The sequence below is a fragment of the Nocardia niwae NBRC 108934 = DSM 45340 genome (assembly GCF_001613465.1).
In the GTDB taxonomy this organism is placed as follows: domain Bacteria; phylum Actinomycetota; class Actinomycetes; order Mycobacteriales; family Mycobacteriaceae; genus Nocardia; species Nocardia niwae.
Genome location: NZ_BDCK01000016.1, coordinates 226,638 through 248,907, shown reverse-complemented (window position 1 = coordinate 248,907; position 22,270 = coordinate 226,638). Strand labels below are relative to the sequence as shown.

16 protein-coding genes are annotated in these 22,270 nt (G+C 68.3%); 14 read left to right on the top strand and 2 right to left on the bottom strand.

The genetic code is table 11. From position 1 onward, the window contains the following. Positions 1-47: 47 nt before the first annotated feature. Positions 48-2,507 carry an N-acetylmuramoyl-L-alanine amidase gene (locus NNI01S_RS08330; protein WP_063917368.1) on the bottom strand — a complete coding sequence of 820 codons (2,460 nt, stop codon included), beginning with the start codon at positions 2,505-2,507 and terminating at the stop codon, positions 48-50. Positions 2,508-2,841: 334 nt separating this feature from the next. Between NNI01S_RS08330 and NNI01S_RS33315 the strand changes: the two genes are divergently transcribed. Together NNI01S_RS33315 and NNI01S_RS08320 are read left to right on the top strand one after the other, a co-directional pair. Beyond that, positions 2,842-4,464 carry a SpoIID/LytB domain-containing protein gene (locus NNI01S_RS33315; RefSeq protein WP_157114652.1) on the top strand — a complete coding sequence of 541 codons (1,623 nt, stop codon included), beginning with the start codon at positions 2,842-2,844 and terminating at the stop codon, positions 4,462-4,464. A gap of 354 nt (positions 4,465-4,818) precedes the next feature. Further along, on the top strand, positions 4,819-5,577 hold the full coding sequence (locus NNI01S_RS08320; RefSeq protein WP_063019168.1) for a MerR family transcriptional regulator: 759 nt from the start codon (positions 4,819-4,821) through the stop codon (positions 5,575-5,577). Positions 5,578-5,811: 234 nt separating this feature from the next. Here NNI01S_RS08320 and NNI01S_RS08315 read toward each other — a convergent pair whose 3' ends face one another. After that, positions 5,812-6,444, bottom strand: a complete 633-nt coding sequence (locus NNI01S_RS08315; protein WP_157114651.1) for a TetR/AcrR family transcriptional regulator — start codon at positions 6,442-6,444, stop codon at positions 5,812-5,814. Positions 6,445-6,552: 108 nt separating this feature from the next. On the opposite strand from NNI01S_RS08315, the gene NNI01S_RS08310 reads away from it, so the two are divergent. The 12 genes from NNI01S_RS08310 to NNI01S_RS08255 all read left to right on the top strand — a co-directional run bounded on the left by NNI01S_RS08310 (position 6,553) and on the right by NNI01S_RS08255 (position 22,231). After that, a complete protein-coding gene (locus tag NNI01S_RS08310) occupies positions 6,553-7,275 on the top strand; it encodes an SDR family NAD(P)-dependent oxidoreductase (protein WP_063019166.1) in 723 nt (240 codons plus the stop codon). A gap of 140 nt (positions 7,276-7,415) precedes the next feature. Then, positions 7,416-8,642, top strand: coding sequence for a UDP-galactopyranose mutase (glf, locus tag NNI01S_RS08305; RefSeq protein WP_063019164.1), 1,227 nt, complete (start codon positions 7,416-7,418; stop codon positions 8,640-8,642). A gap of 7 nt (positions 8,643-8,649) precedes the next feature. Then, a complete protein-coding gene (locus NNI01S_RS08300) occupies positions 8,650-10,584 on the top strand; it encodes a glycosyltransferase (RefSeq protein WP_063019162.1) in 1,935 nt (644 codons plus the stop codon). A gap of 74 nt (positions 10,585-10,658) precedes the next feature. Continuing rightward, positions 10,659-11,222, top strand: a complete 564-nt coding sequence (locus tag NNI01S_RS08295) for a phosphatase PAP2 family protein (RefSeq protein WP_063019442.1) — start codon at positions 10,659-10,661, stop codon at positions 11,220-11,222. Position 11,223: 1 nt separating this feature from the next. Next, a complete protein-coding gene (locus NNI01S_RS08290) occupies positions 11,224-12,150 on the top strand; it encodes a decaprenyl-phosphate phosphoribosyltransferase (RefSeq protein WP_063019160.1) in 927 nt (308 codons plus the stop codon). 4 nt (positions 12,151-12,154) lie between these two features. Continuing rightward, positions 12,155-14,086, top strand: coding sequence for an arabinofuranosyltransferase AftB family protein (locus tag NNI01S_RS08285; RefSeq protein WP_084488635.1), 1,932 nt, complete (start codon positions 12,155-12,157; stop codon positions 14,084-14,086). Positions 14,087-14,315: 229 nt separating this feature from the next. Continuing rightward, positions 14,316-15,383 (top strand): alpha/beta hydrolase, encoded by a 1,068-nt coding sequence (locus NNI01S_RS08280; protein WP_063019158.1) that lies wholly within the window; start codon positions 14,316-14,318, stop codon positions 15,381-15,383. A gap of 304 nt (positions 15,384-15,687) precedes the next feature. Continuing rightward, a complete protein-coding gene (locus NNI01S_RS08275; protein WP_063019156.1) occupies positions 15,688-16,749 on the top strand; it encodes an alpha/beta hydrolase in 1,062 nt (353 codons plus the stop codon). Between the two features lie 854 nt (positions 16,750-17,603). Continuing rightward, positions 17,604-18,644, top strand: coding sequence for an alpha/beta hydrolase (locus NNI01S_RS08270; protein ID WP_084488634.1), 1,041 nt, complete (start codon positions 17,604-17,606; stop codon positions 18,642-18,644). A 221-nt stretch (positions 18,645-18,865) separates the two neighbouring features. Further along, a complete protein-coding gene (locus NNI01S_RS08265) occupies positions 18,866-20,662 on the top strand; it encodes an alpha/beta hydrolase-fold protein (RefSeq protein WP_063019154.1) in 1,797 nt (598 codons plus the stop codon). 91 nt (positions 20,663-20,753) lie between these two features. Then, complete coding sequence (locus NNI01S_RS08260; RefSeq protein ID WP_245676028.1) at positions 20,754-21,248, top strand: DUF732 domain-containing protein; 495 nt, start codon at positions 20,754-20,756, stop codon at positions 21,246-21,248. 47 nt (positions 21,249-21,295) lie between these two features. Beyond that, positions 21,296-22,231 (top strand): cutinase family protein, encoded by a 936-nt coding sequence (locus NNI01S_RS08255; RefSeq protein ID WP_435825052.1) that lies wholly within the window; start codon positions 21,296-21,298, stop codon positions 22,229-22,231. Positions 22,232-22,270: the final 39 nt, after the last annotated feature.

Here is a 22,270-nt window from a genome sequence, read left to right as displayed (position 1 = left end):
CGCGTGGGCGAGCTCCGAGTGGGGTCCACGGGGGACTTTGTCCAGGATCAGCCCTCGGGTGATGGCGAGGGAGCGGCGTCGGCCGGGGCCGCCCCGTGTGGTGGCTGTACCGCGGCCGGGTGCTGTGGAGCCGACCGGGCCGTACCGATCGCGGCGGGTGCGCCCGGTACCTGGGGGAACGGGCTCGCCTCGGGTGCCATGCCGCTCGACGGTGCGGGGGTGGCTGAGGCCGGAGCGCCGTCTGGGATCGGCGCGCTGTTCGGAGCCGGGGCGGCCGGGGTTCCGTTTGCCGGGGCGGCGTCAGCTGGGGCGGCTGGAGTTCCGTTCGCTGGGGCGGCTGGAGTTCCGTTCGCTGGGGCGGCTGGAGTTCCGTTTGCCGGGGCGGCTGGATTCCCGATCGGTGGGGCCGCCTTTGCCGGGGCTGCTGGAGCCGGGGCATTGGGCGGGATCGGGGCGCTCACCTGCGCCGCGACCGGGTTGCGGCTCATCTCCTCCCGGTAGGTGTCGTTGTAGGTCTTCCACACCGTCGTGACCAGGCCGGTGAGCTGGTTGAGGATCAGGGAGCCGTGCTCGAAGTCGGCCCGCAGGCCGTCCGGGACCGGGTAGGCATTGTGCAGGGGGAGCCCCAGCACACCCGTGTCGCCGCCGAGCTGCAGGAAGCGGTCCAGGATGGTGCCGAGCACCTCGACGACCTGCCCGTCCGCCGCGGTGTAGACGTAGCCGTTGGAGAACTTGGCGTACTGCTGGCCCTGCACGGTGGGCAGCACGTCCGACCGGACGGCGCCGAGCGGGCCGTTCGGTCCGCCGGATTGCGACCAGTGCTTCGCGATGATGTTGTCCTGCACCATGTTCAGCAACTTGGTGGTGAGTGCCGCGAGGGCCGACACGTCGACCTCGCCGGTTGCCGGGGGCGGGCTGTCGCCGCCGCTGGGCGCGCCCGGAGCGCCGGCGGCGATATCGCGGATCCGATCCATCAGCGCGTACGCGGCGTCCCCGGGGCAGGTGGTGTTGCCGACGTCGCGGTGCGCGAAGACGACCGGCAACCGCACGGACTCGCCTTGGGCGTACGGGGTGTAGGAGGTCCCTTCGGACACCATCGTGGTGGAGCCCTTGGGGTCGAGCCCGGCCACTTTGGTGCGCCAGCCCACGAACGCGCCGATCGCCTCGATCGCCGCCTCGGTCGGCTGCTCGGACTCGTAGTTGCCCATCAGCGCGACGCCCGAGGTGTTCTCGTTGAACCCGCCCGCGTGCGCGCCCTGCACCGGGCGGTCGAGACCGCCGAACCGTCCCTCGAAGACCTGGCCGTACTTGTCGACCAGCGCGTTGTAGCCGATGTCGCACCAGCCCAACGTCTTCGCGTGATAGGTGTAGATCGCGCGGACGATGCCCGCCGACTCGGACTTGCTGTAGTCGTTGCGGCCCGCGGTGTGGTGCACCGTGACGCCGCCGAGAGTGTCGTCGTAGGTCGGCTCGTCGCAGCGGATGGATTCGTCGGCGCCCCACTGGGCGCGCGTGATCACGCTGGGCCCGCCGCCGGGCAGCGCCGCGGCGACGTCGCGCAGTTCTCCGTCGGTGGCGCCGCGGCCCGGATCGATGAGGACGGCGGTCAGGTCCGCGACTTGCTGGGCCGAGTCGTCGGAGCGTGCGGCCGGTTGCCGGGCCGGATCGCCCGGGTCGGTCGCGACAGGCTGCGCCACCGGCTGGATCGTGCCCGCTGTCGCTTGCTTGCGGGTGACCAGCACTTGGACCGCGGTCGTGTCGCCGACGTAGATCGGCTCGGTGCCGTCGGTCGCGCCGGGGCCGGAGCGGTCGGTGCGGTGGGTGTCGACGGGTTCGGTGTCGTACCAGGGCCCCCATGTGCCGTCGGGCTGCCGGGCCCGGATCGTGGCCTTGGTGTCGGTCAGCTCCCGGGCGGTGAGGGCGACCATGCTGAACGAGGTGTCGCTGGAGAGTTCTTTCACCTGGGCCCCCACCTGGCTTATCAGTTCGGGAGGCACGGCGCCTGGGGACAGCGCGGGAGTGTCGGGAGTGGTGCCGGGCTGCAGCCGGGCGGGATCCGCGATGAAGCGCACACTGCCGGTGGCGCGTTCGGAAATCGGCTGAGCAGGGGAATTCGGATGATCGGGCGTGGGATTCGGATCGAATTCCGGTTCGGAGGTTTGGCCGGAATTCGAGCTGGGTAGTCGTATTCCTTCCGGTTGACGCGCGCCCGGTGGTAGCGGTCCGTCGGGAATCGGAATGGACGCGGCGGCCCGCAGCATGCGCAGATCGGAAAGATGCAGATCAGGCAGGGCCAGTCCGGTGAGTTCGCGCAGCGGCAACACGATATCGGGCGCGTGCGTGAGTGCGACCTCGGCCAGTTCGGCCGGGACGGCGGCCGGTTCGCTGTTGGTGGCGGTGCGGTAGTCGGATGAATCACTGAGCGTCAGCGTGCCGAGCGGGGCCGCGACCGCGAGGGTGGTGACAACCGGGAGCACGTAGGAACGTTTCGGTTTGCGGTACCGCACGAGCGTCTCCAATCAGGTCGAACCAGTGATCACGGGGGATTCCGAGTTACTTCCTGATGTACCAATGGTCACAATAGCCACATTTGTCACACGGCTAAACCTCTGGTTGAGGATTATGTGATTGCCTGAATGTAGCTGCTTGATTGCTAGCGCGTCTCGAAAACTTGTGTAAAAGGTGGATAACTACCGGCCCTGGAAACCCTGGGAGCGAACTCATGCATCCTGATGTGCGCCTGCGGGGGGCGGGAAAATGCTGGTGAAAACGATTTCTCGACGCCGGGCGAGCGGCAAGCGACCAGGAAGGAAGCTGCGGCGCACCGGACCGGCTTCCGCGATGCTGATCGGAGTCGGTCTGATCGCCAGCGCGTTCTTCGCCGTCGCGAGCAGGCCGGTCGATGCTCCGTATCACCCCTTGGCCGGGCCCGGGCATGGGCGTGGCATGAGCCAGCTCGGCGCTTTCGACAACGCCCGGGCGGGGTGGGGAGCCGAACACATCCTCGCGCACTACTACCCCGGCGCGACGCTCGCCACCGTCGGACCCACGGCCGTCCGGGTTCGCCTCCAAGCCAGGGACGACTCGCCGCTGGACGTCTTCGCGGTTGCCGGTGCGCGGGTGGCGGGCCGGGAGGTGGCGCCCGGCCAGGCGGCGCACCTGACGGCGCTGCCCGGCGGTGGCGCGAACGTGGTCGTCACGGTGGGCTGCGACGGTGCTGTGCTGTGGCAGGCGCTGACCGACGACCCTTGGATCCATCCGGTCGATCCCCGGCCCAACCGCCCTGCGGCGGAACATCTCACGCTGTGTGGTGGTCCGGCGTATCGCGGTGCGCTGGGCCTCGCCCTCGAGGAGGGCGCGGCCCGCACGGTCAACCAGGTGGACGTCGAGGACTATCTGCTCGGCGTGGTCCCGGCCGAGGTGCAGCCCAACTGGGCGGACAAGGGCGCGGCAGAGGCGCTGCGGGCCCAGGCGATCGCGGCGCGCTCCTACGCCCTCGCCGAACAGCGCTATCCGTACGCGCAGACCTGCGACACGACCGCCTGCCAGAGGTATTCCGGTACCGCGCAGGAAGATCCGCGGACCGCGGCCGCCGTCGTGGCTACGAGAGGCGCGGTCCTGCTGCGCGACGGCCGGATCCTGCGGACGGAATATTCCGCCGCGCCCGGCGGCGGACAACCCACCGACATTCACACCCTGGACGTCGGCCCCGCGCCGGAGGAGTTGGTCACCACCGCGCCGGTCGAGGATCCGCGTGCGCAGGCGGCGGTCACCCCCGGTACCCCCGTGGATCCGCGTGCGCAGGTTGTGGTCGTCCCCGGCGCAGCTGTGGATCCGCGCGGGCAGGCGGCGGTCACCCCCGGCACGCCGGTGGATCCGCGTGCGCAGGTTGTGGTCGTCCCCGGCGCAGCTGTGGATCCGCGCGGGCAGGCGGCGGTCACCCCCGGCACGCCGGTGGATCCGCGTGCGCAGGCTGTGGTTGTCCCCGGTTCGCCGGTGGATCCGCGTGCGCAGGCGGTGGTCACCGAATCAGCTGTCGATGCCGAGTACCGACGCATCGGCGGTGCCGCGAGCAGTATCGGTACGCCCCTCGGACCGGAGATGATCCTGCCGCAGCGTGCGGGCACCTACCGGATGTACACCAACGGCGTCATCATCGTGACGCCCACACTGGGCGCGCAGGTCGTGGACTACTCCCGCATGCTGCAAGAGGTTCCCGAAGCGGCTGAATCGCAGGCCGTTCCCCCCGGCGCGCCACCTGGCGGCGCGGCTTTGCCCAGCGCTGCTGCGTCCGGTGGGATCGCTTCGCCCCAAGTCGGTGGCGTTCGTGCAACCGATCAGGCCGGCGCGCTCGGTCGTGCGAACTCGCCCGGTGCCAGTGCGCCCGCCGGTGTGGTTGCGCCCGGCGTGGCCGGACCCGGTGGTACACCTCGGCCAGGAGCTGCCGCGACCGATGGCGGCTGATCGGCCGACGTTGCGGGATTGCCTGGTGGTGGTGCATCCGGCAGTGCGGCTGAGCCGGTTGGAGCCGCCGCGGCCGATGGTGTGAGCACGCTGGACGGTGCGGGGATGGCCGCAACCCCGCGCGGGCACTCGAGCGGCAACTCGGTCCGGGGACCGCTCTCGGCGACGTCCCGCTCGACCGGACGGTCGGCACGCCGAAAAGCCCCGGCTCGTCCTGAGCCTGCGCTTGTCCGGGGCCGGGCCCACACCGGTATTTCGGTCGAGGTGAAACTTCCCCGCGAAAGCAGTTGACCTTGACGTAGCGTCAACTTGCAAGCTGGTTACACCGACGAGAGCAAGGTGGAGGGACAGGTGATGGGGACCGGGGAATGGTCCATTCAGGATCTGGCGAAAGCGGCCGGTACCACCAGTCGCACGCTGCGTCACTACGGGCAGCTGGGGCTGTTGCCGCCCAGCCGGATCGGGGCCAACGGTTACCGCTACTACGACCAGGGCTCCCTCGTGCGGTTGCAGCGCATCCTGCTGCTGCGCGAGCTGGGCCTCGGCCTTCCGGTCATCGCCGAAGTCCTTGCGGGGGAGCAGGACACCGCCGCCGCGCTGCGTACGCACCTGGGACTGCTACGGCAGGAACAGGATCGGATCCGGCGGCAGATCGAGTCGGTGCAAACCACGCTGCACAAGACGGAAAGAGGTGAACAACTCGTGGCTGCGGAAGTTTTCGACGGCTTCGACCACACGAAGTACAAGGACGAGGTGATCGAACGCTGGGGCAAGGACGCCTACGAGAGCGGTGACCGCTGGTGGCGCTCGATATCCGAGGCGGACAAGAAGGCCTTCCAGCAGACCCATCTCGACATCGCCGCCGACTACGGCCGAGCGCGCGCCGACGGGCTCGCGCCCGACGCCGAGCAGGTGCAGGCCATCGTCCAGCGCCACTACGACTGGATCGGCATCGGCTGGCAGGGGCGTCCGGTGGTGAAGGAGGCGTTCGTCAACCTGGGCGAGATGTACGTGGCCGACCCGCGTTTCGCGCAGAACTACGACGTGCACGGCGCGGGCACCGCCGAGTTCGTGCGCGACGCGATGAAGGTCTACGCCGAACAGCGGCTGTAGCGAACAACCATCCGGCGGCCGGTACGCATGCGTGCGTACCGGCCGCCGGTCGTCCGGTCGTCGAGAGCCGTTCATTGCTCTGTGCGTGTGTCGCTCTCGGCTCGATTTCTGTCGGGACGGAGCGGTAGGGCTCGCTGCCGATCGGCCAGCACACACCCGCACCGCAGTCGCGACCGCCACACTGACGTGCGTTCAGAGTTCGCTCTGCGCGGACTCGGCCCACGTAACGGCCCACTAGTCCTGGTCGTCGCGCCCGAGCGCGTGCATCAACTGGTCCTCGGTGATCGGGGGCACCGGCAGCGGATGGGCCGCTGCCGCGCGCAGGCCGTCGAGTACGAGGCCGAGATGGCGACGCCAGGCTTCGGGTGCGATGTGACCGGTCGCCTCGACGATTCTGGTGTGCGACCACGTGATGAAGGCGATGTCCTCGAGTACCCAATCGGCGCGCAGCGCGCCTGCCTCCTGTGCGCGGGTGATGATCCGGCGCATCAGGCCGTGGCCGTACTCCTGGGCCTGCGCGATGGCGCGGCTGGGCGCGGACCGCACGGCCAGTTCGCTGAGCAGCCGGTCGGCGGCTTGCAGCGCGCAGACCTGCTCGACCAGGTAGACGAACGACTCCCACGGGTCGTCGATGGCCAGCGCGTCCTCGGCGATGCGACTGCCCGCTTCGATCCGGTCCTCGACCGCGGCGGCGATGAGGTCGTCGCGGGTGGGGAACCGGTTGTAGAGCGTGCCGATGGCGACGCCCGCGCGCGCGGCGATTTCCTTGAGCGGGGCGTCCAGGCCGCGTTCGGTGAAGACTGCCCGCGCGGCGGTCACGAGCGCGTCCCGATTGCGCTGGGCGTCGCTTCGCAACGGCTTGTCCACGGCCCGATCCTACAAATCCGGCGCGCGCACATATGTTGAGCAAGGGTTCAACTTAGTCTATTGTCGACGGTGAACTTGAACCATCGCTCAACTTAATCAGGAGTGGCAATGTCCGAGACCATCGCGATCTTCGGGTACGGACCCGGCCTCGGCGTCGGCACGGGCCGCCGATTCGGGCGCGAAGGGTTCCGGGTGGCCGTCATCGGGCGCGACCCCGCGAAGGCGCGGCGGCACGCCGGCGAATTGACGGCCGAAGGCATCGAGGCCGCCGCCTTTCCCGCGGACGTGACCGTCGCCGCGCAGGTCAACGGGGTGATCGCGGAGATCGAAGCGACCTTCGGACCGATCGACGCGGCGATGCACGGCGCGGCGGGCGACATGGGCGACCGGCTGCCCTCGACTCTGGAGGTGGACATACCTTCCCTCGATGCGCCGATGGCGCTGAAAGTGCACTCACCGATCCTGGTGACGAGGGCGCTCGCGCCGAAGATGGTGGAACGGGGCGACGGCGCGTTGCTGTTCTCGTCGGGCTCGTCCGAGCACTTCGTGGCGCCCTACCTGGCCAACTTCGGCATCGCGCTGGCCGCGCAGCGCGGCTATCTGCGTCAACTCGAGGTGGAACTGCGCGGCACCGGCGTCTACGTCGGACTGCTCAACATCGGCGCTTTGATCGACGGCAGCAAGGCCGCGCAGATCGTCGACGAGCATCCGGAAGTGATCCCGGAGGGTCTCGAGATAGTCCGCATCACCGGCGACGAGCTCGGTGACCACTACTGGAAGCTGTACAGCGAACGGGACAAGGTCGAGCTCGACGTCGGTTTCCCGGCCTGAGCACGGGCCGGAAGACGCTGGAGCGCGCCCGGCGAAATGCCGAGGTCGATGGCGTGAAAACGGGTACGCCGAGCGGTGCCGGTGAGCACAGTTCCGACTCCACCCGGACGTGGCGGGGACTTCCGATACTCTGGGCTCCCGTGACCGTCGCATCGTCCCCGGGTAACTCCGTCCATTCCGCCTCACAGTTCGATCTGATCGTCGTCGGCTCCGGATTCTTCGGGCTGACCGTTGCCGAACGCGCCGCCACCGTGCTGGGTAAACGGGTTCTGGTGATCGAACGGCGCCACCACCTCGGTGGCAACGCGTATTCCGAGCCGGATCCGGAAACCGGGATCGAGATCCACAAGTACGGCGCGCACCTGTTCCACACCTCGAACAAGCGGGTGTGGGACTACGTCACCCAGTTCACCGAGTTCACCGGCTATCAGCACCGCGTTTTCGCGATGCACAAAGGTCAGGCCTACCAGTTCCCGATGGGCCTCGGCCTGGTCTCCCAGTTCTTCGGCCGCTACTTCTCGCCGGAGGAGGCGCGCGCGCTGATCGCGGAGCAGGCCTCGGAGATCGAGACCAAGGACGCGCAGAACCTCGAGGAGAAGGCCATCTCGTTGATCGGCCGCCCGCTCTACGAGGCGTTCGTGCGCGACTACACCGCCAAGCAGTGGCAGACCGACCCGAAGGAACTGCCCGCGGGCAACATCACCCGTCTCCCGGTCCGCTACACCTTCGACAACCGCTACTTCAACGACACCTACGAGGGCCTGCCCCGCGAGGGTTACACGAAGTGGCTGGAGAACATGGCCGCCTCCGACTTGATCGAGGTGCGCCTGAATACCGACTGGTTCGAGGTGCGCGAGCAGCTGCGCGCCGAGAGCCCGGACGCGCCGGTGGTCTACACCGGCCCGCTGGACCGCTACTTCGACTACCGCGAAGGCGAGCTGGGCTGGCGCACCATCGATTTCGAGACCGAAGTGCTTCCGGTCGGCGACTACCAGGGCACCTCGGTGATGAACTACAACGACGCGGACGTGCCCTACACCCGCATCATCGAGCCGCGCCACTTCCACCCCGAGCGCGACTACCCCGCCGATAAGACGGTGATCATGCGGGAGTACTCCCGGTTCGCGCAGACCGGCGACGAGCCGTACTACCCGATCAACACCCCGGAGGACCGGTCGAAACTGCTGGCCTATCGCGAGCTGGCCAAGCAGGAGACCGCCGCCGCGAAGGTCGTCTTCGGTGGCCGCCTCGGCACCTATCAGTACTTGGATATGCACATGGCGATCGGCAGCGCGCTGAGCATGTTCGACAATGTGCTGCGACCGCACCTCGCCGACGGCGCGCCGCTGGTCGACCAGGAGGCTTAGGAGCGCGATGACCTCCCAATCCATTTTGGAAGACATGACCACCGAGACCCGCGCGAAGTCGCTGCTGCAGCGCATCATCCTGCCCCGGCCGGGTGAGCCGCTGGACGTGCGCACGCTCTACGTCGAGGAATCGGCGACCAACGCCCGGCGCGCGCACGCGGCCACTCGCACCTCGCTGTCGATCGGCGCGGAGTCCGAGGTCTCGTTCTGCACCTACTTCAACGCGCTGCCCGCGAGCTACTGGCGGCGCTGGAGCGTCCTGTCGTCGGTGGTGCTGCGCCTGGAACTGGCCGGCCACGGCCGGGTCGACGTGTACCGCTCGAAGGCCGACGGTTCGCGAATTCACGTGCAGGGCAAGGAATTCGCGGTCGCGACCGGCGCCGACTCGGTGGTCGTGGAATTCGAGACCGACCTGGCCCCGTTCGAGGACGGCGGCTGGATCTGGTTCGACATCACCACCGACACGGCGGTCACGCTGCTGTCCGGCGGCTGGTACGCGCCGGTCGAGGCGCCCGGCGAGGGCAGCATCGCGGTCGGCATGCCCACCTTCAACCGGCCCACCGACGCGGTGAAGACCCTCGCCGCCCTCGGTTCGGACCCGCTGGTGCTGGAGAAGATCGCGGCCGTCATCATCCCGGACCAGGGCACCAAGAAGGTCGTCGACGAACCCGGCTTCGCGGAATCGTCGGCGGCGCTGGGCGACCGCCTGTCCATTCACGACCAGCCCAACCTCGGTGGGTCCGGCGGCTACAGCCGGGTGATGTACGAGGCGCTGAAGACCACCGACGCCGAGTACATCGTCTACATGGACGACGACATCGAGATCGAGCCCGACTCGATCCTGCGCGCGCTGGCCTTCGCCCGCTTCGCCAAGTCGCCGGTGCTGGTCGGCGGCCAGATGCTCAACCTGCAGGAGCGCTCGCACCTGCACGTCATGGGCGAGGTCGTCGATCGCGGCATCTTCATGTGGACTGCCGCGCCGAACGTCGAGTACGACCACGATTTCTCCAAGTACCCGCTCAAGGACCGGGACAACTCGAAGCTGCTGCACCGGCGCATCGACGTCGACTTCAACGGCTGGTGGACCTGCGTCATCCCGCGCCGCGTCGCCGAGGAGCTCGGCCAGCCGCTGCCGCTGTTCCTCAAGTGGGACGACGCGGAGTACGGCCTGCGCGCCCGCGCGGCCGGGTACCCGACGGTCACTCTGCCCGGCGCGGCGGTGTGGCACATGGCCTGGAGCGACAAGGACGACGCCATCGACTGGCAGGCGTACTTCCACCTGCGCAATCGCCTGGTCGTGGCCTCGCTGCACCTGCCGGGCAACGGGCGCGGCATGGTCGTCAACACGATCAAGGCCACGTTGAAACACCTGCTGTGCCTGGAGTACTCGACGGTCGCGATCCAGAACCTCGCCATCCGCGACTTCCTGGCCGGCCCGGAACGACTGTTCCAGCTGCTGCCCAGTGCGCTGGGCGCGGTGCACGAACTGCGCAGGCAGTACCCGGACGCGGTGATCCTGCCCTCCTCCACGGAACTGCCGCTGGCCAGCCACATCGGCGTCGGTGCGGTCGGCGAGCCGGCCAACCCGATCGCCAAGGTGGTCCGGCTGGCCAAGGGCGTGGTGCACAACTTCCGCCCCGCGCACTCCGAGCACCACGAGACCCCGCAGCTGAACGTCCCGACTCTGGACGCACGCTGGTTCCTGCTCTCGCAGGTCGACGGCGTCACCGTCACCACGGCCGACGGCCGCGGCGTCGTCTACCGCAAGCGCGACCCGCGCCAGGCGCTCGGCTTGTTCAAGGAGGCCATGCGCCTGCGCAAGGAGCTGGCCGCCCGCTTCCCGGAGATGCAGCAGCGCTACCGCGCCGCCCACCCGCAGCTGACCAGCACCGCGGCGTGGGAGAAGGTCTTCGGCATCGACACGAAGGATGGGCAGCAGTGAGTCTGGGAGCGAGCGCCGCCGACGACGCGGTGGCGCAGCCGCCGTTGCACAGCGCCAATGGTCACGGCGGCCCGGTGTCCGCGCGACCGGAGACGGCCGGACAGCAGCCGCCGCGGGAGGTCGCCGTCATCAACGCCGTGCAGGCCACCCTCGGCAGCAAACCCGCCGTGGTGTCCGCGGCGCGCGGCATGTCGCACTTCGGTGAGCACGCGCTCGGCTGGGTAGGCATCGCCGCTGCGGGCTGGCTGGTGGACAAGCCGCGGCGCAGACAGTGGGCCGGGGTCGCGGTCGGCGCGGTCGGCGCCCACGCGGCCTCGATCGTCATCAAGCGAATCGTCCGCCGCCCCCGCCCGAACGATCCGTCGGTGCAGGTCAACGTGGGAACGCCGAGCAAACTCAGCTTCCCTTCCTCGCACGCGACCTCGACGACGGCGGCGGCCGTGTTGCTCGGCAGATTGACCGGGCTACCCTTGCCTGCGGTGCTCGTCCCCCCGATGCTGCTTTCCCGGGTGGTCCTCGGGGTGCACTACCCCACCGACGTGCTCGCCGGTTCCGCGCTCGGCGCCGCGTCGGCCGCCGCCCTGCTCGCCGCCGAAAAGAGACTCGACAGTGACCGCACAAGAAAGAGCCTTGGTTGACATGAGTGAAGAGCCGACCGGCGCCGACCTGGCCGAGGCGGTAGTCAAGGGCCCGCCCAAGACGCTGGCCGGCGGTCTGTTCAAGGCAGTCCGTCCGCGGCAATGGGTCAAGAACGTCCTGGTGCTCGCCGCTCCGCTGGCCGCGGGCACCGTCACCGATGTGGACGTGCTCGCGCACGTCGGCATCGCGTTCGTGGCGTTCTGCATGGCGGCCTCGGGCATCTACCTGGTCAACGACGCGCTCGACGTGGAGGCCGACCGGGCGCACCCGACCAAGCGGTTCCGGCCGATCGCCGCGGGCGTCGTCCCGGTGAACCTGGCCTACCTGCTGTCGGCGCTGCTGCTGTCCGGGTCGATCGCGGGATCGTTCCTCGCCTCGTGGCATCTGGCCGTGGTGATGGCGGTGTACATCGGCATCCAGCTGGCCTACTGCTTCGGGCTCAAGCATCAGGCCGTGCTGGACATCTGCATCGTGTCCTCCGGCTTCCTGCTGCGCGCGGTGGCCGGTGGCGCGGCGGCGGACATCGACCTGTCGCAGTGGTTCCTGCTGATCATGGCGTTCGGCTCGCTGTTCATGGCGGCGGGCAAGCGCTACGCGGAACTGCAGATCGCGTTGGGCACCGGCGCCAAGATCCGCAAGTCGCTGGAGTACTACACCCCCACCTACCTGCGTTTCATCTGGACGCTGGCCGCGACGGCGGTCGTGGTGTTCTACGGTCTCTGGGCGTTCCAGCAGGACGGCATCAAGGACACCAACTGGTTCGGGATCTCGATGGTCCCGTTCACGATCGCGATCCTGCGTTACGCGGTCGACGTCGACGGCGGCGAGGCCGGGGAGCCGGAAGAGATCGCGCTGGGGGACCGCGTCTTGCAGTTCCTCGCAATTGCCTGGATCGGAGCGGTAGGTGTCGCTGTCTATCTCACCTGACGAGATGCTGGTAGCGGAGCAAACGGAATACGCGGCGGAGCGGCCTGCCGATGCGCAGGCCCGCTCCGCGTCGCGGTTCGCGCGTCTATCCGAAGCCACGTTCGTCGGTGGGATCGCGCTCACCGTTGTCCTTTTCGCGGTCGGAGGCTGGCAGCGACGGTGGATCGCCGACGACGGTCTCATCGTGTTGCGCACCGTGCGCAATCTGCTGGCGGGCAACGGCCCCGTCTTCAACGCTGGCGAGCGGGTCGAAACCAACACCAGCACCGCGTGGACCTACCTGGTCTGGTTCTTCAGCTGGCTGACCCAGGCGCGGCTCGAGTACGTGGTGCTCGGCGTCGCGCTCACGGTGTCGCTCGCGGCGGTCGTGTTCGCCATGCTCGGTTCGGCGCGATTGTGGGGCGGGACGAGCACCGGCCTGCTGCTGCCCGCGGGCGTGCTGGTCTACATCGCGCTGCCGCCCGCCCGCGACTACGTCACATCGGGCCTGGAAAGTGGCCTGGTGATCTGCTGGATCGGCCTGCTGTGGTGGCAGCTGATGCGCTGGAGCCAGGCGAAATCGGTGCGCCTGCCCGGCCTGCTCGGGCTGGTCTTCCTCGCCGGACTCGCCCCGCTGATCCGTCCGGAGATGACGCTGGTCGGCGCGCTGGCGCTGCTGATGATCTTCTTCGCTCCGATGCCCGAGAGCAGGCTGCGGCCGATCGTGCTGCGCGCGGTGATCGTCGCGGTGGCCGGACTGGTTCCGCTGGGTTATCAGATCTGGCGGATGGGCTACTACGGTCTGCCCTACCCGAACACCGCCGTCGCGAAGGACGCGGGCGGCGCCAAATGGGGGCAGGGCTTCACTTACCTCTGGGACCTGGTCGGTCCGTACTTCCTGTGGGCGCCGCTGCTGGTGCTGCTGGTCGCCGGTGTGCTCGCCGCACGCACACGGGCGGGTCGTACCTCCGGTGACGAGGCACGCGGCTGGTCGGTGCGGCGGGTGCGGGAGTGGCTGCGCTCCCCGGGCGCGGTGGTCACGCTGGTCTTGGTCAGCGGGTTCCTCCTCACCGTGTACGCGCTGCGGGTCGGCGGCGACTTCATGCACGGCCGGATGCTGCTGCCGCAGTTGTTCCTCTTGCTGCTGCCGGTCGCGGTTATTCCGATCCGGGTGCCGCAGGGCGGGGTGCGCGCCGCGACCTCCGCCGACTGGTCCCTCGCGGCGATCGCCGTCGCGTTCGTCGCGGTCGCGGGCTGGGCGGTGTTCGCGGCCGACACCACCGCGATCAAGACCGGCACCAAGATCACCTCCACCGGCATCGTCGACGAGCGCGTCTACTACGTGCTCAACACCGGGCACGACCACCCGATCCTGGCCGAGGACTACCTGGACTATCCGCGCATCCGCGCGATGGTCGACGACATCACCAACAGTCCGAACGGCGGTCTGCTGCTCAACTCGCCGTCGTTCATGTTCTGGTACATCGCTCCGCCGCCCCAGCCGATACCTCCCGGCGGCGCCGGGCACACGGTCTACTTCCTGAACCTCGGGATGACCAGCATGAACGTACCGCTGGACGTGCCCGTGATCGATCCGATGGGCCTGGCCTACCCGCTGGCCGCGCACACCGATCGGCTCACCGACGGCCGGATCGGGCATGACAAGAGCCTGTACCCGGACTGGGTCGTCGTGGACACCGGCATGGTGGACAAGAAGCCGTGGATGCCCTGGTATCTGGACGAGAAGTGGGTCACCCAGGCGCGCACCGCGATGTCCTGCCCCGACACCCAGGCGCTGATGATCTCGTACCGCGATCCGCTCACCTTCGAGCGTTTCCGGCACAACGTGCGCAACGCGCTGCGGTTCGCGAAGTACCGCATCGACCGGGTGCCGAAGTACGAGATCCAGCGGTGCGGACTGGTCGATCCGTTTCCGCAACAGGTCGCGCCTCGCTGATCCCTGAAATCACACTGGGCCCATCGGACACGGTGGGCCCAGCAGCCCCATTGTGCGAGGTAGACAGAGTGGCGTACCTCGCTTTATCTCTTTTTGGTAACGCCACCGTGTCGATACCGATATACGCTACGACCGTATGCCCGGCCTGGCGTCCACGGGTCGTGGGCATCGGCGGGTTACCGTGTGGACGGCTTGCCGCTGTCGCTTGTGAAACGAAAGGTTGAAACTGATGCGAGGCGTGATCGGGCGTCGTCTGAAAACTCGAAGAGCAGGTTCCTGGCTCAAGCGGTCCATGCTGGTTTCGCTGGCCGTTCTGCTACCGCTCGGGGTGTCGGTGGCAGGCCCTGCCGCCCCGGCCTCCGCCGCGTTCAATCCGGACGGCATCGACTTCTGGGTCGATTCCGAAATGGGGCCGATCAAGTCGCGCGTCTTCCGCGCCGCCGACGGCAACACCGGGCGCGTGGTGTACGCGCTGGACGGCATGCGGGCGCGCACCGACTTGAGCGGCTGGGAGATCGACACCGAGGTCGTGCGCGAGCTGACCAAGTGGAACATCAACGTGGTCATGCCGGTCGGCGGCCAGTCCAGCTTCTACGCCGACTGGAACGGCCCGAGCGACTTCTTCGGCCTCGGCAGCGCGGGGTCGTCCTCCACCGGTTCGGCGAACTCGGGTTCCGGTCTGCTGACCGGTTCCGCGGGCGGCCCTGGCAAGACCAGCACCTACAAGTGGGAAACCTTCCTCACCAACAACTTGCGCTGGGCGCTGCGTGACCGGCTCGGGTTCAATCCCAACGGCAACGGCGTGTTCGGCCTGTCCATGGGCGGCAGTGCCGCGCTCACCCTGGCGGCCTACCATCCCGACCAGTTCCGCTACGCCGGTTCGTACTCCGGCTACCTGAACATCTCCGCGCCGGGCATGCGCGAGGCGCTGCGCGTGGCCATGCTGGACGCGGGCGGCTACAACATCGACGCGATGGCGCCGCCGTGGGGCCCGCAGTGGCTGCGGATGGACCCGTTCGTGTTCGCGCCGCGCCTGAAGGCGAACAACACGCGCCTGTGGGTCTCCGCCGGTAGCGGTCTGCCGAGCGGGGCGGACGGCGTCAGCTTCAACACGCTCAACGCGATGGGTCTGGAAGCGCTCGCGCTGGCCAACACCCGCGCCTTCCAGGTTCGCATGCTCACCCTGGGCGCGAACAACGTCACCTACGACTTCCCGGCCGTGGGTGTGCACAACTGGAACTACTGGGCCGACGAGGTCTACCGGATGATTCCGGATCTGTCCGCGAACATCGGGTAGTAACCCGGCAACAGCGACGAAAGACCGCTCCGCGCCACCGGCGCAGAGCGGTCTTTCGGCGTTTACCGGGTCCACTGCGGGTACTTAGCGAACGAATATGCGGAGAAAACGGCTTCGGTAGTTGTGGTCTGGATCACCATCCAGCAACATGAAGGCATTCGTTGTCGATTGATACCCGTTCAACATGCACCGAGTTCGATTCGTCCGTTTCTCGGTGGACGCTGTGGCTTGCTGCCGCGTGAGTGACCGGTGGAGATTGCTAGCAGTTTGCCGACTAGGCCGCCCGAGTGAAAGGTCCAATGTGATGCGTAGTGCGCGCAGGAAGCGCGGGCCCGGAAGGTCTCGAACATCCGGTTCGTGGTTGCGACGGTCCGTCCTCGGCGTCGCCGTAGCGATGCTGTTGCCGCTGGGCACGGCCATCGGCGGTGCCGGCGCCACGGCATCGGCGGCGTTCGACCCCGCGGCATTCGACTTCTGGGTCGACTCCGGCATGGGTCCCATCAAGACCCGGATTCTGCGCGCCGCGGACGGAAACACCAATCGCGTCGTCTATGTGCTGGACGGCATGCGGGCGCCGGAGACGCTGAACGGCTGGGAGATCGAGACGAACATCCCCCAGGTCCTGGCGAGCCAGAACATCAACGTGGTCATGCCGGTCGGCGGCATGTCGAGCTTCTACGCCGACTGGCTCGCGCCGAGCGAGTTCTTCGGCATCCCGGCCGGCGCGGGCTCCAGTACCGGTTCCGGCGGGCTGGACGGGTTCGCGGGCGGACCGGGCAAGAGCTACCGCTACCAGTGGGAGACCTTCCTGACCAACAACCTGCGCTGGGCGCTGCGCGACCGGCTGGGGTTCAACCCCAACCGCAACGGCGCCTTCGGCTTGTCCATGGGCGGCAGCGCGGCGCTCACCATGGCGGCCTACCACCCGGACCAGTTCAGCTTCGCGGGTTCGTTCTCCGGCTACCTGAACAACTCGGCTCCGGGCATGCGTGAGGCGATCCGCGCCGCCATGCTGGACGCGGGCGGCTACAACGTCGACTCGATGGCGCCGCCGTGGAGCCCGCAGTGGCTGCGGATGGACCCGTTCGTCTTCGCGCCCAACCTGGTCCGCAACGGCACCCGGCTGTGGATCGCCGCGGCCAGCGGCCTGCCCTCGGCCACCGACCCGCCGAGCTTCAGCACCCTCAACGGCATGGGTCTGGAGACCCTGGCGCTGGCGAACACGCGCGCGTTCCAGGTCCGGATGGCGACCCTGGGCGGCGGCAACGCCGTCTACTCGTTCCCCCCGTTCGGCATTCACGCCTGGAACAACTGGGCGGACGAGGCCATGCGAATGATCCCCGATATGTCGGCGAACATCGGCTGAGTCGAATCCGCGGCGGCCGGGTCGGTCTGCGGCCCCGCGTGTTCGCGGCCCCTTTATGGCTCGTGCCCGAGCGGACGAGACTCGCGCCTGCGGCGCATGCGCTTCGTCCACTCGGCCACGAGTCCGCGAACGGTGCTCGTAAGACTCGCACTCGGCCGGGATATAGGGGTGAATCTTGCGGTTTATCGCGCGCCCGAGGGAACATTTGTGCGCTTTGTGGGGCGACCGCCGTTGTTCGCGGGAGGGCGTGGTCCGGATCTTGCGGTGGGCTCCTGGCCGAGGGCTACGGGCTTTGGAGTCGGTTGCCGGGGTGGAGGCGGTGGCGACAACCCTCCGGTGCATTTGCTGAAAGATCGCTGTTGTAGGGTCGTCTGAGTTGAGAGCTGTTTGCTCGAGTTCGTCGCCGTGGCTATCACGGCAGATCTCGGTTCCCATCTCGGTTCGGTCACGGGCTGGGCGGGTAGGGGTCCCGCCTTCCAGGTGCGGCGTCCGGGAGCCGGAGCGCTGTGGCGGTGCCGGGATTGCGAAGATCTCGGACCGGTGACAGTTCTCGCCAGGGGCGCGAATATCTTGCGTTCCAACACGACATCACCACGAGAACGCGATAAGGTCACCGCATCATTACCTTGCGCAAACGGACGGATTTCGCCAGTGGAAAGACCACGGATCTTGCTAAAGCGAGGGCCGTCGAATATCGTCCAGCGAGCGCAAGTGTGACCAGATCGTTGTAGCGCCGTCATGGGTATCGGATTGTCGGGACCATGTCCGTGACGCGTGTCTCGTTGGCAACACGGGTGCCGCTTCGCCCCTCGGGCGGCGAGTGGCACCACAACAGCAGAAAGAGAGCAGGATTCATGCGTTTCGGCAGGGCGGCCGCGCCGAAGAGAACACAGTCGGTACGGCGAGGCGCGGCTCGCGGTTGGCGTAGTCGAATTCTGGCAGTCGGTGCCGCCGTTTTGGCGCTACCGATCGCCGCAGGCCTGGCGACCCCGACGCTCGCCACCGCGGCGCCGTCGGCGCACGCGCCGGTGTTGCGGGCGCCCGCGGGTGGCTTCGAGGACCTGATGGTCCCCTCCAGCATGGGCCCGATCAAGGTCCAGGTGCAGTGGGCCGCGCGTGGCGGCAACGCGGCGCTCTACCTGCTCGACGGCCTGCGCGCCCGCGACGACCGCAACGCCTGGTCGTTCGAGACCAACGCGCTGCAGCAGTTCGGCAACGACAACATCACCCTGGTGATGCCGGTCGGCGGTCAGTCCAGCTTCTACACCGACTGGTACGCACCGTCGAACCTGAACGGCCAGAAGACCACCTACAAGTGGGAGACCTTCCTCACCAAGGAGCTCCCGGCCTTCCTGGAGGGCTACGGCGTCTCGCGCACCAACAACGCGGTCGTCGGCCTGTCCATGGGTGGTAGTGCGGCGCTGGCTCTCGCGGCCTACCACCGTGACCAGTTCAAGTTCGCCGCCTCCTACTCGGGCTACCTGAACATCTCCGCGCCGGGCATGCGTGAGGCGATCCGCATCGCGATGCTGGACGCGGGCCGCTTCAACGTCGACTCGATGGCCGCGCCGTGGAGCCCGCAGTGGCTGCGGATGGACCCGTTCGTCTTCGCGCCGCAGCTGCGCGGCCTGCCGATGTACATCTCGGCCGCCAGCGGTCTGCCGGGTCAGTTCGACCAGCCGAACTCGGCGGTCGGCGTGTTCAACACCGGCAACGCGATGGCGCTGGAGGCCCTGTCGCTGGTGAACACCCGCGCGTTCCAGGCTCGCCTGAGCTCGCTGGGCATCCCCGCCCGGTTCGACTTCCCGGCCGCAGGCACGCACTCCTGGAAGTACTGGGAGGGCCAGCTGTTCGCCTCGCGCAACATGATCCTGGACGCCACCGGCGCCTGGTGATCTGATCACCCCTTCGCATTCAGGCCGCACCGCTTCGGTGTGGCCTGAATTGCGTTCGGGGGCAGCCATGATCGCGCGCGGGCGAACATAGTTTGCTGGGCAGCGCGTGTCTCCCGTAATCGTCGCTATAACGGGAGTACAAAGCTTCTGTGACAGGGATTACGCGCGGTAGCTGTGGCATACGCGGGCGTCTCGTCGCTCGTTCGGCACGCGAGCGGCTCATGCTGCTCGCCACCGCGTTGGTGATCCCCCTAGCCGCGAGCGCGTCCGTCGCGGCGCCCGCGGGCGCGGAGCCCACGGCGGCTGTGGCCGCGCCGGCGCTGGAGAAGGTCCAGTGGCTCAGCGATCGTCGCGTCGCACTCTGGGTGACCTCGCCGTCCATGGGTGTGCCGATCCAGGTGCAGTTGCTGCTGGCGCGGGACTGGAACGCCCGGCCGGAGGCCCGGTTCCCCGTCCTGTTCCTGCTCGACGGCCTGCGCGCGACCGACGACGAGAACGGCTGGACGAAAGAGGCGGGGGCGGTCGAATTCTTCGCCGACAAGAACGTCACCGTCGTGCTGCCGGTCGGCGGGCAGTCCAGCTTCTACACCGATTGGCTCGAGTCGGACAACGGCCGCACCTACAAGTGGGAGACCTTTCTCACCAAGGAGCTTCCGCCGCTGCTCGAGAGTCATTGGCGCGCGACGCCCGTACGGGGGATGGAAGGCCTCTCGATGGGCGGCACGGCCGCGATGCTCCTCGCCGCCCGTAACCCCGGCTTCGTGCGGCACGCCGCCTCGTACTCCGGCTTCTTGACCACGACGACGCTGGGTATGCCGCAAGCCATCGAATTCGCCATGCGCGACGCGGGCGGTTTCAACGCCGCCGCCATGTGGGGCCCGCAGACGGGCCCGGAATGGGAGGCGCACGACCCGTACATGCTGGCCGACAAGCTGCGCGGCGTGAGCCTCTACATCTCCAGCGGCAGTGGCGCGATCGGGCCCTACGACCAAGCCCTTGGCATCCCCGGCGTGAGTACGAACGTAGCGGGGATGGGGTTGGAGATCCTGTCCCGTCTCACCTCGCAGAATTTCGTGACCAAGCTGTCCAAGCTGGCCATTCCGGCGCAGGTGAACTATCGCCCGTCCGGCACCCATTCCTGGCCGTACTGGGATTTCGAGATGCGTCAGTCCTGGACTCAGGCCGCCTCCGCGCTGGGCGTCGATCAGGGCAAGCCCGCCTGCCAGGCGGGCGGCGCGATCGGCCCCGTGGCCGCCGCGGCGACCTGGCTCGGGGAATGCCTCACCGGGGAGTACGCGGCGGCGGGCGGCACCGCTCAGGATTTCCAAGGCGGCCGGGTCTTCTACACGCCGGACAGCGGCGCGCACCCCGTCGGCTTCTTCGGCGCCGGCTACCAGGCGGCGGCAGGCCCCACCGGGCCGCTCGGGCTGCCGACGGGGGAGGAGCGAGCGCTGGAGGACGGGCGCGGCAGGTTCCAGGCCTTCCAGCACGGTTCGCTGTACTGGACGCCGCAGACCGGCGTGCAGATGGTTCGCGGCGCGATCCTCGACGAGTGGGGCAAGCAGGGATTCGAACGCGGTCCCGCCGGTTACCCGAACGCGCCGGAGATCAAGACACCGAGCCGCGACGGCGCCGTGCAAGGCTTCGAAAACGGTCCGTTCTACTACAGCCAGGCCACCGGCGTGCACCGTGTCCAGGGCCTGATCCTGGGCAAGTACGCCCAGCTGGGCTTCGAGAACAGCCCACTCGGCTTCCCCGTCGCCGAGGAGCAGCCGCTGAAGGACCTGGGCCGCTACAGCCGTTTCGAAGGCGGCAACATCTATTGGAGCCCGGTCTCGGGCGCCTGGGCGGTGCGCAACGGCCCGGTGCTGGACGCCTGGCGCGATGCCGGCTATGAGAACGGCAAACTCGGCTACCCCACCGGCGACGAGTTCCCCCTCTCCGACGGCATCCAGCAGAACTTCCAAGGCGGCTTCATCACCGTGCGCGACGGCAGACCGGAAGTCCACAGCCTGTGAGACCAGCTAGCCTGGGGGGCGACCCGACCCCCGCTCAGCGACAGATCGAGGACAAGAATTCATGCATCGGACCCGTGGAAAGGTATTCGGCGTGGTTGTGGCGATAGCCGCGACCGGCCTGCTCGCCGCGTGCGGCGACAATGATTCGACCGCGACGAGCACGCCGTCGACGCCTACCCGCACCACGACGGCGACGACGACGTCGCCGGCCGCGTCGACGCCCGCCGACACCGGTCAGCCCGCTCCCGAGCCGGAGCAGCCCACGACGACGGTGGCGCCCGAGCGTCCGCAGCCGGTGCCGACCGAAGCCGTCCCGCCCGCGGACACCTCGAAGCTCACCGACAAGGACAAGAAGTTCCTCGACGAGCTGGCCAAGCAGGGTGTCACCCCGTCCAGCCCGGACATCGCGCTGAGCATCGGCGCGTACGTCTGCCAGGGCACCGCCGCGGGTGCGTCCGATCAGGATCTGATGACGTTCGTCAACGCCATGGCAGGTTCCGATCCGTCCTTCGATCCGGCGAAGATGCCGGTGGAGAAGGCCGGGCAGATCTACATCACCACCGCTCGCGCCACGTACTGCCAGTGAGTTCGCGCGTTCGTTCGACCTCCCGCCGGTTCAAGCCGGCGGGATGTCTGGTCGTGATCGGCGCCGTCCTGCTGATCGTCCTGGTCGTCCTTTTGCTGTGGTACCTACTCGCGGGGCGTCTGCGTCCGCCCGGGCCGGGACCGAAACCGCCGGAGCGGCCGACTTCCCAGCCCGCCAGTTGCCCGGACGTGCAGATGATCTCCGTGCCCGGCACCTGGGAGTCGAACAGCTTCGACGATCCGCACAATCCGACGGCGAACCCGGTGTCGTTGATGCTGAACGTCTCCGGGCCGATCGCTCAGCGGTTCCCGAGCGAGCGCGTGGACGTGTACACCGTTCCCTACGTCGCGCAGTTCTCCAATCCGATCGCGATCCCGCCGGACGGCCAGCAGTCCTACAACAACAGCCGCTCCGAGGGCACCGCCCGGATGGTCGAGGCCATGACCGCACGACACCAGGAGTGCCCGCTGACCACCTATGTGCTCGCCGGGTTCTCCCAGGGCGCGGTGATCGTGGGTGACGTCGCGGCGCAGATCGGCGCGGGCGAGGGCCCGGTGCCCGCCGATCTGGTGCTCGGCGTGGCGTTGATCGCCGACGGGCGCCGTACCGGGGAGACCGGCCCGGGTCAGGCGATCCAGATCGGCACGCCACCGCCCGGTGTGGGTGCCGAAGTCGCGCTGAAGGGGTTGAACGTGCCCGGCATCACGATGACCGGTCCCCGTCAAGGGGGCTTCGGCGCGCTGGCCGACCGCACCTACACCATGTGCGCGCCGGGCGATCTGATCTGCGATGCGCCGCGGGAGGCACTGAGCCCGTGGAACATCGTGGGCAGCGTGAACACGCTGGTCCGGGCGGCGGGGAACCCGGTGCACACCCTTTACAACAGTTACGTCGTCGACGGCGACGGCACCACCGCTACGCAGTGGACGGCGAACTGGGCGGCGGGCCTCGTCGAGGCAGCGCCGCATCCGGCGCATTCGTGAGAATTCACAGTCCGTGAGATACCCCGCACCCCGTTGGCG